This window comes from Pantoea sp. Pa-EAmG, from assembly GCF_030024295.1.
Lineage (GTDB): Bacteria > Pseudomonadota > Gammaproteobacteria > Enterobacterales > Enterobacteriaceae > Pantoea > Pantoea dispersa.
Genome location: NZ_JASEWO010000140.1, coordinates 1 through 12550 on the forward strand (window position 1 = coordinate 1; position 12550 = coordinate 12550).

Below are 12550 nucleotides of genomic sequence, written 5' to 3' on the forward strand. Positions count from 1 at the left end.
GGCGATGCCAGCTTTTTAGTAGCGCGACGTTAAGTTTTCCTTCGGGAAAGTTTTCTTCAAAAACTGACTGGTAGAGTTGTTCTAACAGAACAAGTTCTGCCTCATTCATCTCAGTGGAATCGGTGAGCCTCAGCTTATTGGCTATGACCTGCTCGCCTGAGTCTTTTTCAAACTTACCTTCACTGCCAGCAACATGGTATCGGCTCATGAGTGCGCTCTGTTATAATGACAAACGAAGCGTAAGTATATTTAGGTCCATCAGGTTTATCAGCCAATCCTGCCTCGAAACCTTTCGTTCATCAGGATAAGTTAAATTGCTGTATATCCAGGGAGTACCGTTGGTTGCAGCCAGGCTGTACCTCAATAGCATCAGCCCGGTTGCCCGTTTCGATCAAACAGGTAATGTGGTTCGGTAAGGGGAGCTATAAGTAGCGCTGCAGCCGAGATTTTGACCAGCCGCCGTAAAGAGTGCGATGTGACTGGCGCTGGCAATTTATCCCCGCCCGTAAAAAGCATGTAATAAAAAATCCACGCAATTGCGTGGATTTTATAGTTATTGCGCTCTTGATGAGGCTCGGTGAAACCTCATGAGACAACACATTTTATTTAGACGTTAAACAGGAAGTTCATCACATCGCCATCTTTCACGATGTACTCTTTACCTTCTGAACGCATTTTGCCGGCCTCTTTCGCGCCTTGTTCACCTTTGTAAGTGATGAAATCTTCGAACGCGATGGTCTGAGCGCGGATAAAGCCTTTTTCGAAGTCGGTGTGGATTTTACCGGCTGCCTGCGGTGCGGTGGCGCCAACCGGGATGGTCCAGGCACGCACTTCTTTCACGCCTGCGGTGAAGTAAGTCTGCAGGTTGAGCAGGGCATAACCGGCGCGGATCACGCGGTTGAGGCCCGGCTCTTCCAGGCCCAGCTCGGCCATGAACTCGTCGCGCTCTTCATCTTCCAGCTCGGCGATGTCCGATTCCACTGCCGCACAGACCGGCACCACTACTGAGCCTTCGGCTTCAGCAATCGCGCGCACCTGGTCGAGATACGGGTTGTTCTCGAAACCGTCTTCATTGACGTTGGCGATGTACATGGTCGGCTTCAGCGTCAGAAAGCTGAGATAGCGGATCGCGGCTTTCTCATCGGCGTCCAGCGCCAGCGAGCGCAGCATACCGGCGTTTTCCAGATGCGGCAGGCACTTCTCCAGCGCGGCCAGTTCCGCCTTAGCATCTTTGTCGCCGCCTTTGGCTTTCTTCTGGCAGCGCTGAATGGCACGTTCGCAGGTGTCGAGATCCGACAGCGCCAGCTCGGTGTTGATGACATCAATATCTTCTGCCGGGTTTACTTTACCGGAGACGTGGATGATGTTGTCGTTTTCAAAGCAGCGCACTACGTGGCCGATGGCTTCAGTTTCGCGGATGTTGGTCAGGAACTGGTTGCCCAGGCCTTCACCTTTCGACGCGCCTTTTACCAGACCGGCGATGTCCACGAACTCCATGGTGGTTGGCACCACGCGCTGTGGCTTAACAATCTCGCTCAGCTGATCGAGGCGCAGGTCAGGCATCGGCACCACGCCGGTGTTGGGTTCGATGGTGCAGAACGGAAAGTTGGCTGCTTCGATACCCGCTTTGGTCAGCGCGTTGAACAGGGTGGATTTACCGACGTTCGGCAGGCCCACAATACCGCATTTAAATCCCATGATCTTACCTTTCTCACTGAGTGTGCAGCGCTGGCAGACAGCGCCGACTGATTCAAAAATTTTCGCGCATTATACACAGAATTCCCTGCGGCGGCGCGGGAATTGGCTTAGCTGGCTTTGAAGGCGTGCAGACGGTTCATCGCCTTAATCTTATCTTCTTTTAGCCACAGTTCGGTGCAGCGCACCGCTTCGTCGACCGCCTCGTCAATCAGCTTCTGCTCGCTGGCCGGTGCCTTGCCGAGCACAAATCCGGTGACCTTGTTACGATCGCCCGGATGGCCGATACCGACGCGCAGGCGATGAAAATTGTTGTTATTACCGAGCTTGCTGATGATGTCTTTCAGGCCATTATGACCGCCATGGCCGCCGCCCTGTTTGAATTTCGCCACGCCCGGCGGCAGGTCCATTTCATCGTGTGCCACCAGAATCTCTTCCGGCGTAATGCGATAGAACGTTGCCATCGCCGCCACCGCTTTGCCGCTCAGGTTCATAAAGGTGGTGGGCACCAGCAGGCGCACATCCTCGCCGGCCAGCGACAGGCGCGCGGTGTAGCCGAAAAACTTCGGCTCCTCTTTGAGAGACTGATTATGGCGCGAGCAAAGTAAATCCACATACCAGGCGCCAGCGTTATGGCGCGTTGCCGCGTATTCAGCGCCGGGATTGGCAAGCCCCACAATCAGTTTAATGCTGCTCACGATGTTTATCCTGTCTCGCTGCGAAAGGGCGATAGTTTACTGCCTGCCAGCGGGGATGACAAAGGGCGCAATGACAGATTAATGACCAAAGGTGAATAATCAATTTCTATCGAAATCAAGGTGCTGGCGGTAAAGTTTTGTCAGACATTGTGAAGGATGTGTGATCCTGTACGCATCTTAACCGCCAGCCATTGCCTAAACTTATGGCCAGTTAACCAAACGTGCTGTTTTCTGCGTTGCTGAAAAGGATGGAGGTGAATCATGAAACGTCAACACTGCCGCACCGTCGGTAATGGTTTGATGTGTCTCGGCTTGTTAACCATGGTGCTCGGGGTGGGTTATTCCATCATTAACCAGCTGCCGTCGGTCAACCTGCCACAGTTCCTCGCGCATGGAGCGATGTTCAGTATTTTCGTGGGTGCGCTACTGTGGCTGGTCGGCGCACGCGTCAGCGGACGGGAGAGGGTGGAAGACCGCTATTACTGGCTGCGTCACTACGGTGACAAACGCTGCCGTCGCGATCACCACTCAACGCACTAACCGGCTTCCGCCATTGCCGCCTGCAGCGTCTGATAACCTTCGACGCGGTTACGTCCGGCGGCTTTAGCGCGATACAAGGCTTCATCAGCCAGCGCCAGCAGGGCGGGAAACGCCTGATGCCGCTGGCTGGCAGTGGCAAAGCCAATGCTCACCGTATAGCCGATGTCGTTGGGTAGCGACAGCTGTGTCGCCAGCCGGATACGCTCACATATGCGCTGCGCCTGCTCACTGTCGCCAGGAAGCAACGCGGCAAACTCCTCACCGCCCAGCCGGGCAAACTGACCCTCAACCGGCATTAACGCTTTCACCACCTGACAAAAATCGACCAGCACCCGATCCCCCTGCTGATGACCATAGCGATCGTTGATGCTTTTGAAATGATCGAGGTCGAACAGCACTGCACTGTAAATATAGGGCTGCGGTAGACGCCCCTGACGCAGCAGCAGTTTTTCTGCGGCTTCAAACAGTGCGCGCCGGTTCCATACGCCGGTGAGCGGATCGTGTAGCGACGCCAGCTTATGGGCGATCTGCGTCCGCTCATTGACCATCGCCAGAATGGTGAAGGTCAGGCCGATGACGAAGAGGATCGACTCCAGAATCACATACACCGAAAAGCCGGAACCGCCAATGGCACCCGGAACGGGGGTGGCCACCGCATCGTCAAGGAAAATGCGGGCCATATGGAACAGTAAGTGGATCCACAGCAGTATCTGCGCGGGCCAGAAAGTGACGGTCAGCGTGGCGCGTGCCTGCCACAGCAGACGAATCAGCGCGGCAGTAAAGATGATGCACAGCAGGCACATGACCAGCACGCGTTTCGGCTGGCCGTGATAGAACTGCGGAAAGGCACAAAGCAGGGCCCACAGTAGCGCGCCAGTGATCCAGCAAAAACCGAGCGGAAGGCGGCAAAAAGTACGAAAGGCGTTGAGCAGGGTGCCGTAGGCCAGCAGCATGATGACATTCCCGACCGCCACCGGCAAAAAGTGCAAACCGGCGCTGCGCAGGCTGCTGAGCAGCACGGCGGCAAGCGTCAGTATTAGCGTCAGGGTGGTAAAACCCAGCACCCGGTCGTACTGCGCCCCGACCCAGGCAAAAATCAAAATAATGCTCAGAAACCCCAGCACGTAGAGCTCGCAAATAAACAACGTATAAATGTCGAGTGGCATGGTGGTCGGAGTTCTCAGCAAAAGTGTGGTGAAAAATATCACTAATCACTGGACCGCTAAAGCCCGGATGCGCTTGTCTGATAAAAAGAGTGGAAGGCGGGGAGATTGGTGGATTTTGAGGCCATTTATCGCGCAAATAGTGGCGGCGGAAGCGGCTTTATCGGGATGTTACTCCGCCCACAGGCAATAAAAAACCGGGCAGGGCGCCCGGTTTTTCGCGAACAATTAATGTTCGAACATCGCCGAAATCGATTCTTCGTTGCTGATACGACGAATGGCTTCGGCCAGCATGCCAGACAGCGTCAGCGTACGCACATTTGGCAGCGACTTCATCTCTTCCGACAGCGGAATAGTGTCGCAAACAATCACCTGATCAATCACTGATTTGCGCAGATTTTCCACCGCGTTGCCAGAGAAGATTGGGTGGGTGGCGTAAGCGAACACGCGTTTCGCGCCGCGCTCTTTCAGTGCTTCAGCCGCTTTGCACAGCGTACCGCCGGTGTCGATCATATCGTCGACCAGTACACAGTCACGACCGGCAACGTCACCGATAATGTGCATGACCTGAGAAACGTTTGCGCGTGGGCGACGTTTGTCGATGATGGCCATATCAGCGTCATTCAGCAGTTTCGCGATAGCGCGGGCGCGCACGACACCACCGATATCGGGTGAAACCACAATCGGGTTTTCCAGACCAATTTGCAGCATGTCTTCCAGCAGAACTGGGCTACCGAACACGTTATCAACCGGGACATCGAAGAAGCCCTGGATCTGTTCGGCGTGCAGGTCAACTGTCAGAACACGGTCAACACCCACGCTGGAGAGGAAATCGGCAACCACTTTGGCGGTGATAGGCACACGAGCAGAACGCACACGGCGGTCCTGACGGGCATAACCAAAGTAAGGGATAACAGCAGTAATACGACCAGCAGAAGCCCGACGCAAAGCGTCGACCATCACAACCAGCTCCATCAGATTATCATTGGTGGGGGCACAGGTGGACTGGATGATGAAAATATCACCACCGCGTACATTTTCGTTGATCTGTACGCTTACTTCACCATCACTGAAGCGGCCGACGGCGGCGTCTCCGAGGCTAGTGTAAAGGCGGTTGGCAATACGTTGTGCTAGTTCCGGGGTGGCGTTACCAGCAAATAGCTTCATATCAGGCACGAGAAGAACCTCAGGCTTGGCGTCCAGAGAATGAACCGCTCAAAAATAACCGGCGAATACATTTGAGCCTGTTCATACGGGTGTGTTAATGCGTCACGTGCAGTATCTGGAACAGGGTGACACTGTCACGTTTACGCTTAGAGCCCGGAAAGGGTACGCTGTAACGGCGAGAGATTAAGCCCACGCGCCACAAATCCGCACATCCATTTCGGGGCAAGCTCCAGCACCTGACGAGCAGCGGACTCGGTGTCAAATTCAGCAAACACACAAGCGCCGGTCCCTGTCAGGCGCGACGGCGCGTATTCTAGCAGCCAGGAAAGCAGCGCATCAACCTCACGAAAACGTTTTCTTGCTACCGCTTCACAATCATTGTGAAAAGGACGCTGCAACAGTTCATCTAATGTGCGTATTGGTGAATCGCGCGTCAGTTCAGGATCGCGAAACAGATCCGGGGTGGCGATGCTGACGCCAGGATGGGCCACCAGATACCATTTTTCCGCCGGAAACGCGGGCTGCAATTGCTCGCCGACCCCTTCGGCAAACGCCGCGTGGCCGCGCACGAATACCGGCACATCGGCACCGAGACGCACGCCAAGCGTAGCCAGCTCATCCACGCTGAGCTGGGTGCGCCACAAATGGTTCAGCGCCACCAGCACCGTCGCTGCATCAGACGAGCCACCGCCCAGACCACCGCCCATCGGCAGGCGCTTCTCCAGCGCGATCCGGGCACCAGCCTGCGGCGGCAGCGTACCTTTGTCCGCCGCCGCAGCACGCAGCGCCAGCGCCGCCCGCACGATCAGGTTGTCTTCATCGGCCACGCCATCAAGCGGCGTCAGCAGGGTGATACTGCCGCTGTTATCCGGGGTAATCTCCAGGGTGTCGCCAACGTCGAGAAACTGAAACAGCGTCTGCAAATTGTGGTAGCCGTCTGCACGACGGCCGGTAATGTAGAGAAACAGGTTGAGCTTTGCCGGCGCGGGCCAGGTGGTGATCATTGTGTGGTCCAGCTATCCATGCGCAGTTTGATGCGCTGACCGCCTTCGGTCAGTTCGAGGTTGGCCGGCAGCGGCGGGTTCACCTTGCTGTCGTAATCGTTAATAGTCACCTTCCACTGCTGGCCGTTGCGGCTGTAGGTCAGGCTTTGCAGCTGATAGTTGTTGTTCAGCTGATAGTCGCTGGCGTCGCCTGGCAGACCCATCATCCACTGACGCAGGTTCGCCAGCGGAATATCCATGCCGGTGAGCTGGGAAATCATCTTCTCCGCGTCGTTGCTGACGTAGCGTTTGCCTTTGTTATCGACAATCTGCACCACCGAACCCTGCGCGTCGAGCTGCAGTTCTGTGCTGCCGAGCGGGTTAGTCAGCAGCAGACGATAGCGGTCTGCAGCTGTTTGCTGCCAGTTGAAGCGGGCATAAACTTTTTGCTTATCCGACAGATAGGCAAAAGCGCCGCGCGTCTGGTACTGGGTAATTTTCGCTACCGCCTGCTGGTGTTGCTGCCACTGCGGCGATGTCGTGCTGGGACCGGGACCTTGCTGGGGTTTGTTGATGCTACAGGCAGCCAGCAACACGCTGGCAAGGGGCAAAAGGCGCAACAGCTGGCGCGGGGGCAAATGCATCACGTGGTCGTCTCCTCAGACACGTTTTTACGTCGTAACCGGTAACGCTAACCATCCGTCTCTGTGCCGTCAATGGCGATGTCAGGATAATTGCGCACGATCAGTTTAATCTTATTACAGTCATAGGCTTTGTATGGCTTTTCTTGATCTGTTGCATCTTGTAGAATGCGCAGCACAAAACCTGACAATTATTGGGACTTCCCAACCCGAATCACCATGACGCTGCTTGCTCTCGGAATCAACCACAAAACCGCACCTGTTGCGCTGCGCGAACGTGTTTCGTTCACGCCAGACACGCTGGACCAGGCGCTGAACAGCTTGCTGTCTCAGCCGATGGTGCAGAGCGGGGTGGTGCTTTCTACCTGTAACCGGACGGAACTCTACCTCAGCGTAGAGCAGCAGACCGATCTGCAGGAGCAGCTGGTGCGCTGGTTGTGCGAGTATCACGACTTACGTGAAGAGGACGTGCGCAACAGCCTGTACTGGCATCAGGATAATGCGGCGGTCAGCCACCTGATGCGCGTGGCCAGCGGACTCGACTCGCTGGTGCTGGGCGAGCCACAGATTCTCGGTCAGGTCAAAAAAGCCCATGCTGACTCCTCGCGCGACCATGCGCTGAGCAGCGAGCTGGAACGCATGTTCCAGAAAACCTTCTCGGTGGCCAAGCGCGTGCGCACCGAAACCGAAATCGGCGCCAGCGCGGTGTCGGTCGCCTTCGCTGCCTGCTCCTTAGCCCGTCAGATTTTCGAATCACTCAGCAGCGTTAACGTCCTGCTGGTTGGTGCCGGTGAAACCATCGAACTGGTGGCGCGTCACCTGCGCGAACACAGCGTGCGTAAACTGATGATCGCCAACCGCACGCGCGAACGCGCGCAGCTGCTGGCGGACGAAGTCGGCGCCGAAGTGATCGGCCTTGCCGATATCGAAACCCGCCTGGCCGATGCCGATATCATTATCTCCTCCACCGCCAGTCCGCTGCCGATTATTGGTAAAGGCATGGTGGAACGGGCGCTGAAAGCGCGCCGTAATCAGCCTATGCTGCTGGTGGATATCGCCGTGCCGCGCGATGTCGAGCCGGAAGTGGGCAAGCTGGCTAACGCCTATCTGTACAGCGTGGATGATCTGCAGGCGATCATCGAGCAGAACATGGCGCAGCGCAAAGCGGCGGCGGTGCAGGCGGAAAGCATTGTGGTGCAGGAGAGCGGTGAATTCATGGCCTGGCTGCGCGCGCAAAGCGCCGGTGAGACCATCCGCGAATACCGCGCGCAGGCTGACGACGTGCGCGCCGAGCTGCAGGATCGTGCGCTGGCGGCATTGCGTCAGGGTGCTGATGCCGAAAAAGTCTTGCAGGAGCTGGCACACAAGCTCACCAACCGTTTAATTCATGCACCAACCAAATCACTGCAGCAGGCCGCGCGCGACGGCGACAGCGAACGCCTGCAGATCTTACGTGACAGCCTCGGTTTAGAGTAATCTGGTCTGTCACGACCTATCACTGGGATACCCTCTATTAGATGAAGAGCTCGATTGTTGCCAAGCTGGAAGCGCTGCAGGAACGCCATGAAGAAGTTGAAGCGTTACTGGGCGATGCCGGCGTAATTGGCGATCAGGACCGTTTCCGCGCGTTATCACGTGAATATGCCCAGCTGAGCGACGTCACCCGTTGTTTCCGCGAATGGCAGCAGGTGCAGGAAGATGTCGAAACGGCTGAAATGCTGCTCGACGATGCGGAAATGCGCGACATGGCGCAGGAAGAGTTGAAACTATCGCGCGAAAAGCGCGAGGTGCTGGAACAGCAACTTCAGGTGCTGCTGCTGCCGAAAGATCCCGACGATGAACGTCCGTGCTTTATCGAAGTGCGCGCCGGCACCGGTGGCGACGAAGCGGCGATTTTCGCCGGCGATCTGTTCCGCATGTACAGCCGCTATGCCGAAGCGCGCCGCTGGCAGGTGGAGATCATGAGCGCCAACGATGGCGAGCATGGCGGCTACAAAGAAGTCATTGCGCGTATCACCGGTGACGGGGCTTACGGTCGCATGAAGTTTGAATCCGGCGGTCATCGCGTGCAGCGCGTGCCGGAAACCGAATCGCAGGGGCGCATTCATACTTCCGCCTGTACCGTGGCGGTGATGCCGGAGCTGCCGGAAGCCGAGCTGCCGGACATCAATCCGGGCGATCTGAAAATCGACACTTTCCGCTCTTCCGGCGCGGGCGGTCAGCACGTTAACACCACCGATTCGGCGATCCGTATCACCCACCTGCCAACCGGCATCGTGGTGGAGTGCCAGGATGAGCGCTCGCAGCACAAAAACAAAGCCAAAGCGCTGGCGGTGCTGGGCGCACGTATTCACGCGGCGGAAATGGCGAAGCGCCAGGCGGCGGAAGCCTCAACGCGGCGTAACCTGCTGGGCAGCGGCGACCGTTCCGACCGAATCCGTACCTATAACTTCCCGCAGGGGCGCGTCACCGATCACCGCATTAACCTGACGCTCTACCGCCTCGACGAAACCATGGAAGGCAAGCTGGATACGCTGATCGAGCCGATTGTGCAGGAGTATCAGGCTGACCAGCTGGCCGCACTGGCCGGGCAGGAGTGATGAACGTCCGGCGCTGGCTGCAGCAGGCGCAGGCTGCGTTGTGCGGAGGCGATAGCCCGAAGCGCGACGCGGAGATTCTGCTGGGTTTTGTCACCGGCAAGTCGCGCAGCTGGCTGGTTGCGTTTGATGACAGCCCGCTCGATGATGCGCAACTGGCGCAGCTGGAGACGTTACTGGCACGCCGCGTGCGCGGTGAGCCGATTGCGCATCTGGTGGGCGAACGCGAGTTCTGGTCGCTGCCGCTACGCGTCAGTGATGCCACGCTGATTCCGCGTCCGGATACCGAAGTGCTGGTGGAGCAGGCGCTGCTGCGGCTGCCCGCGACGCCCTCCGCGGTGCTCGATCTCGGCACCGGTACCGGCGCCATTGCGCTGGCGCTGGCCAGCGAGCGGCCCGATTGTCAGATTACCGGCTGCGACCGCATCGCCGCTGCGGTTGCGCTGGCGCAGGACAACGCCCAGCGCCTGCACCTCACCAACGCCGGATTTGTGCTCAGCCACTGGTTCGACGATCTGCCCGCCCAACGTTTCGATCTGATTGTCAGCAATCCGCCTTACATTGATGCCGCCGATGAACATCTGCAGCAGGGCGACGTGCGTTTTGAGCCGCTCAGCGCGCTGGTGGCGGAGGAGGCCGGGCTGGCCGATTTACGATTAATCATTGAACGCGCGCCGCACTGGTTGCAGCCGCAGGGTTGGCTGCTGCTGGAACACGGCTGGCAGCAGGGCGAGGCTGTACGCGCGCTGCTGACCCATCACGGTTTCCTGGCGGTCACCACCGTTGAGGATTACGGCGGCAATCCGCGCGTCACGCTTGGACAACTTACTTAAGGAAGCACTATGGCCAGCTGGTATCCGCTGATAAAAAATTTCCATCTGCTGACAGTCGCGATCACCATCACGCTGTTTCTGCTGCGTTTTTACTGGATGACCACCGGATCTGCCCTGCTGCAGCGCCGCTGGGTGCGCATTGCGCCGCACATCAACGATACATTCCTGCTGCTCAGCGGTGCACTGCTGGTGCTGATTACCCACTTTTATCCGTTTACCCCACAAGGAAGCTGGCTGACGGAGAAGCTGTTAGCGGTTATCATCTACATCGCCTTAGGTTCCGTGGCATTGAGTCGTCGCCCGCGCAGCATGGCGACCCGCTGGGTCGCCTGTTTAGTCGCCGTGGTCGCATTATTACTGGTGATTAAACTGGCGATGACCAAAATGCCGTTATTGGGGATAGTATGACCTCGCCAGTGCAACTTGATTACAGTGAAACACCGTTAAGTGAAGCGGTGATTGGTGCGACCTGCGCCATACGCAATGATTTTTCTGCGCCTTCCGTCCAGCAGCAGCTGGCTGACCTGGTTGAAGAGGCGCGGCGCTATGTCAGTAGCGAACAGGATGCGGATCTGCAGCTGGAGAAGCTGCTCGATCTGTTTTACCAGCAGTGGGGCTTTGGCGGTGCCAGCGGCGTCTACAATCTGTCAGACGCGCTGTGGATCGATAAAGTGCTGAAGAGCCGGCAGGGGACGGCGGTATCACTCGGCGTGATTCTGCTGCACATTGCGGATGAGCTTGAGCTGCCGCTGATGCCGGTGATTTTCCCGACGCAGCTGATCCTGCGTGCCGACTGGCTCGACGGTGAAATGTGGCTGATCAATCCGTTTAACGGTGAGACGCTCGACACCCATACGCTGGAAGTGTGGCTGAAGGGCAACATCAGCCCGACGGCAAAGCTCTACTCTGACGACCTCGATGAAGCGAAAACCGTCAGCGTGATGCGCAAAATGCTCGACACGCTGAAAGCGGCGCTGATGGATGAGAAGCAGATGGAGCTGGCGCTCAACGTCAGCCAGGTGCTATTGCAAATCGACCCGGACGATCCCTATGAGATTCGCGACCGCGGTTTGATTTACGCCCAGCTGGAGTGCGAGCATATCGCACTGACCGATTTGACCTATTTCGTTGAACAGTGTCCTGAAGACCCGGTTAGCGAGATGATTAAAGTGCAGATCCACGCAATTGAACAGAAACAGGTGACGCTGCACTAAGCGTCCCCCGACATTTAAGGAAAGGGCATGACACAGAAAGTAGTGAGTATCGGCGATATCAAGGTCGCAAACGATCTGCCATTTGTTCTCTTCGGCGGCATGAACGTGCTGGAATCCCAGGATCTCGCCATGCGCATCTGCGAACATTACGTGAAGGTAACCGACAAGCTCGGCATTCCGTATGTGTTCAAAGCCTCTTTTGACAAAGCCAACCGCTCTTCCATCAAGTCTTACCGTGGTCCCGGCCTTGACGAAGGCATGAAAATTTTCCAGGCGCTGAAGCAGGCGTTCGGCGTGAAAATTATCACTGACGTGCACGAAAGCTGGCAGGCGCAGCCGGTTGCCGACGTGGTGGATGTGATTCAGCTGCCGGCCTTCCTGGCGCGTCAGACCGATCTGGTGGAAGCGATGGCGAAAACCGGTGCCGTGATTAACGTGAAGAAGCCGCAGTTCGTCAGCCCAGGCCAGATGGGCAATATCGTCGATAAGTTTGCCGAAGGCGGCAACGACAAGGTGATTCTGTGCGATCGCGGCAGCAACTTCGGGTATGACAACCTGGTGGTTGATATGCTCGGTTTCAACGTGATGAAGAAAGTCACTAACAACAGCCCGGTGATTTTTGACGTCACCCATGCGCTGCAGACGCGCGATCCGTTTGGCGCGGCCTCTGGCGGTCGTCGTGCGCAGGTTGCCGAACTGGCGCGTGCGGGCATGGCGGTAGGCATCGCCGGTCTGTTCATCGAAGCGCACCCGGAACCGAACAGCGCCAAATGCGACGGCCCGTCCGCGCTGCCGCTCGATAAGCTGGAACCGTTCCTGGCGCAGATGAAAGCGATTGACGATCTGGTTAAAAGCTTCCCGGAGCTGGATACCAGTAACTGATTTGTCATAGCAACAGCAAAGGCACCCGCGGGTGCCTTTGTAATAGAATGGTAAATTCTGTCGCAGGCGCTTAACAACGAAGGGATTACATAAAGTATCAACTGAAATTGACCATTAAAACCATCTAAAATATTTCA

At 56.9% G+C, this 12550-nt stretch carries 13 protein-coding genes and 1 pseudogene; 7 read left to right on the forward strand and 7 right to left on the reverse strand.

Features of this window, described 5'->3' with window-relative positions; translation table 11 throughout:
- From QMM04_RS16710 to pth, 3 genes and pseudogenes are all read right to left on the reverse strand, one after another.
- Positions 1 to 208, reverse strand: a pseudogene (locus QMM04_RS16710) (cell filamentation protein Fic); the annotation flags it as partial.
- Positions 209 to 606: 398 nt separating this feature from the next.
- Positions 607 to 1698: a redox-regulated ATPase YchF gene (gene ychF, locus QMM04_RS16715; protein ID WP_021509931.1), complete on the reverse strand. Its 1092-nt coding sequence runs from the start codon at positions 1696 to 1698 to the stop codon at positions 607 to 609.
- 107 nt (positions 1699 to 1805) lie between these two features.
- Positions 1806 to 2393, reverse strand: a complete 588-nt coding sequence (gene pth / locus QMM04_RS16720; RefSeq protein ID WP_021509932.1) for an aminoacyl-tRNA hydrolase — start codon at positions 2391 to 2393, stop codon at positions 1806 to 1808.
- 261 nt (positions 2394 to 2654) lie between these two features.
- On the opposite strand from pth, the gene ychH reads away from it, so the two are divergent.
- Entirely contained in the window at positions 2655 to 2933 is a 279-nt protein-coding gene (gene ychH / locus QMM04_RS16725) for a stress-induced protein YchH (protein ID WP_021509933.1), read from the forward strand.
- Here ychH and QMM04_RS16730 read toward each other — a convergent pair.
- From QMM04_RS16730 to lolB, 4 genes are all read right to left on the reverse strand, one after another.
- Complete coding sequence (locus QMM04_RS16730; RefSeq protein ID WP_211725325.1) at positions 2930 to 4099, reverse strand: GGDEF domain-containing protein; 1170 nt, start codon at positions 4097 to 4099, stop codon at positions 2930 to 2932. The two genes, ychH and QMM04_RS16730, sit on opposite strands and share 4 nt — an antisense overlap.
- 225 nt (positions 4100 to 4324) lie before the next feature.
- Positions 4325 to 5272, reverse strand: coding sequence for a ribose-phosphate diphosphokinase (gene prs, locus QMM04_RS16735; RefSeq protein WP_282996569.1), 948 nt, complete (start codon positions 5270 to 5272; stop codon positions 4325 to 4327).
- Positions 5273 to 5409: 137 nt separating this feature from the next.
- The gene (ispE, locus tag QMM04_RS16740) at positions 5410 to 6267 is read right to left on the reverse strand and encodes a 4-(cytidine 5'-diphospho)-2-C-methyl-D-erythritol kinase (RefSeq protein ID WP_150361519.1); all 858 of its coding nucleotides are present in this window, start codon (positions 6265 to 6267) and stop codon (positions 5410 to 5412) included.
- Positions 6264 to 6890, reverse strand: a complete 627-nt coding sequence (lolB, locus tag QMM04_RS16745) for a lipoprotein insertase outer membrane protein LolB (protein WP_282996571.1) — start codon at positions 6888 to 6890, stop codon at positions 6264 to 6266. Before lolB ends, ispE begins: the two co-directional genes overlap by 4 nt.
- A 216-nt stretch (positions 6891 to 7106) precedes the next feature.
- Between lolB and hemA the strand changes: the two genes are divergently transcribed.
- From hemA to kdsA, 6 genes are read left to right on the forward strand one after another with little or no spacing between them, the layout of a single operon-like run.
- Complete coding sequence (gene hemA / locus QMM04_RS16750) at positions 7107 to 8363, forward strand: glutamyl-tRNA reductase (protein WP_021509939.1); 1257 nt, start codon at positions 7107 to 7109, stop codon at positions 8361 to 8363.
- Positions 8364 to 8404: 41 nt separating this feature from the next.
- Positions 8405 to 9487 carry a peptide chain release factor 1 gene (prfA, locus tag QMM04_RS16755; RefSeq protein ID WP_021509940.1) on the forward strand — a complete coding sequence of 361 codons (1083 nt, stop codon included), beginning with the start codon at positions 8405 to 8407 and terminating at the stop codon, positions 9485 to 9487.
- Complete coding sequence (prmC, locus tag QMM04_RS16760; RefSeq protein ID WP_058774566.1) at positions 9487 to 10317, forward strand: peptide chain release factor N(5)-glutamine methyltransferase; 831 nt, start codon at positions 9487 to 9489, stop codon at positions 10315 to 10317. Before prfA ends, prmC begins: the two co-directional genes overlap by 1 nt.
- 9 nt (positions 10318 to 10326) lie before the next feature.
- Complete coding sequence (locus QMM04_RS16765) at positions 10327 to 10725, forward strand: SirB2 family protein (RefSeq protein WP_282996570.1); 399 nt, start codon at positions 10327 to 10329, stop codon at positions 10723 to 10725.
- On the forward strand, positions 10722 to 11531 hold the full coding sequence (sirB1, locus tag QMM04_RS16770) for an invasion regulator SirB1 (protein WP_021509943.1): 810 nt from the start codon (positions 10722 to 10724) through the stop codon (positions 11529 to 11531). Before QMM04_RS16765 ends, sirB1 begins: the two co-directional genes overlap by 4 nt.
- Positions 11532 to 11558: 27 nt before the next feature.
- A complete protein-coding gene (gene kdsA, locus QMM04_RS16775) occupies positions 11559 to 12413 on the forward strand; it encodes a 3-deoxy-8-phosphooctulonate synthase (RefSeq protein ID WP_021509944.1) in 855 nt (284 codons plus the stop codon).
- Positions 12414 to 12550 lie beyond the last annotated feature (137 nt).

What these genes read in the sequence shown, in the direction of transcription:
- ychF (WP_021509931.1), bottom strand. Translation starts at nt 1,698, where the DNA reads ATGGGATTTAAATGCGGTATTGTGGGCCTGCCGAACGTCGGTAAATCC.
- ychH (WP_021509933.1), top strand. Translation starts at nt 2,655, where the DNA reads ATGAAACGTCAACACTGCCGCACCGTCGGTAATGGTTTGATGTGTCTC.
- QMM04_RS16730 (WP_211725325.1), bottom strand. Translation starts at nt 4,099, where the DNA reads ATGCCACTCGACATTTATACGTTGTTTATTTGCGAGCTCTACGTGCTG.
- ispE (WP_150361519.1), bottom strand. Translation starts at nt 6,267, where the DNA reads ATGATCACCACCTGGCCCGCGCCGGCAAAGCTCAACCTGTTTCTCTAC.
- lolB (WP_282996571.1), bottom strand. Translation starts at nt 6,890, where the DNA reads ATGCATTTGCCCCCGCGCCAGCTGTTGCGCCTTTTGCCCCTTGCCAGC.
- hemA (WP_021509939.1), top strand. Translation starts at nt 7,107, where the DNA reads ATGACGCTGCTTGCTCTCGGAATCAACCACAAAACCGCACCTGTTGCG.
- prfA (WP_021509940.1), top strand. Translation starts at nt 8,405, where the DNA reads ATGAAGAGCTCGATTGTTGCCAAGCTGGAAGCGCTGCAGGAACGCCAT.
- prmC (WP_058774566.1), top strand. Translation starts at nt 9,487, where the DNA reads ATGAACGTCCGGCGCTGGCTGCAGCAGGCGCAGGCTGCGTTGTGCGGA.
- QMM04_RS16765 (WP_282996570.1), top strand. Translation starts at nt 10,327, where the DNA reads ATGGCCAGCTGGTATCCGCTGATAAAAAATTTCCATCTGCTGACAGTC.
- sirB1 (WP_021509943.1), top strand. Translation starts at nt 10,722, where the DNA reads ATGACCTCGCCAGTGCAACTTGATTACAGTGAAACACCGTTAAGTGAA.
- kdsA (WP_021509944.1), top strand. Translation starts at nt 11,559, where the DNA reads ATGACACAGAAAGTAGTGAGTATCGGCGATATCAAGGTCGCAAACGAT.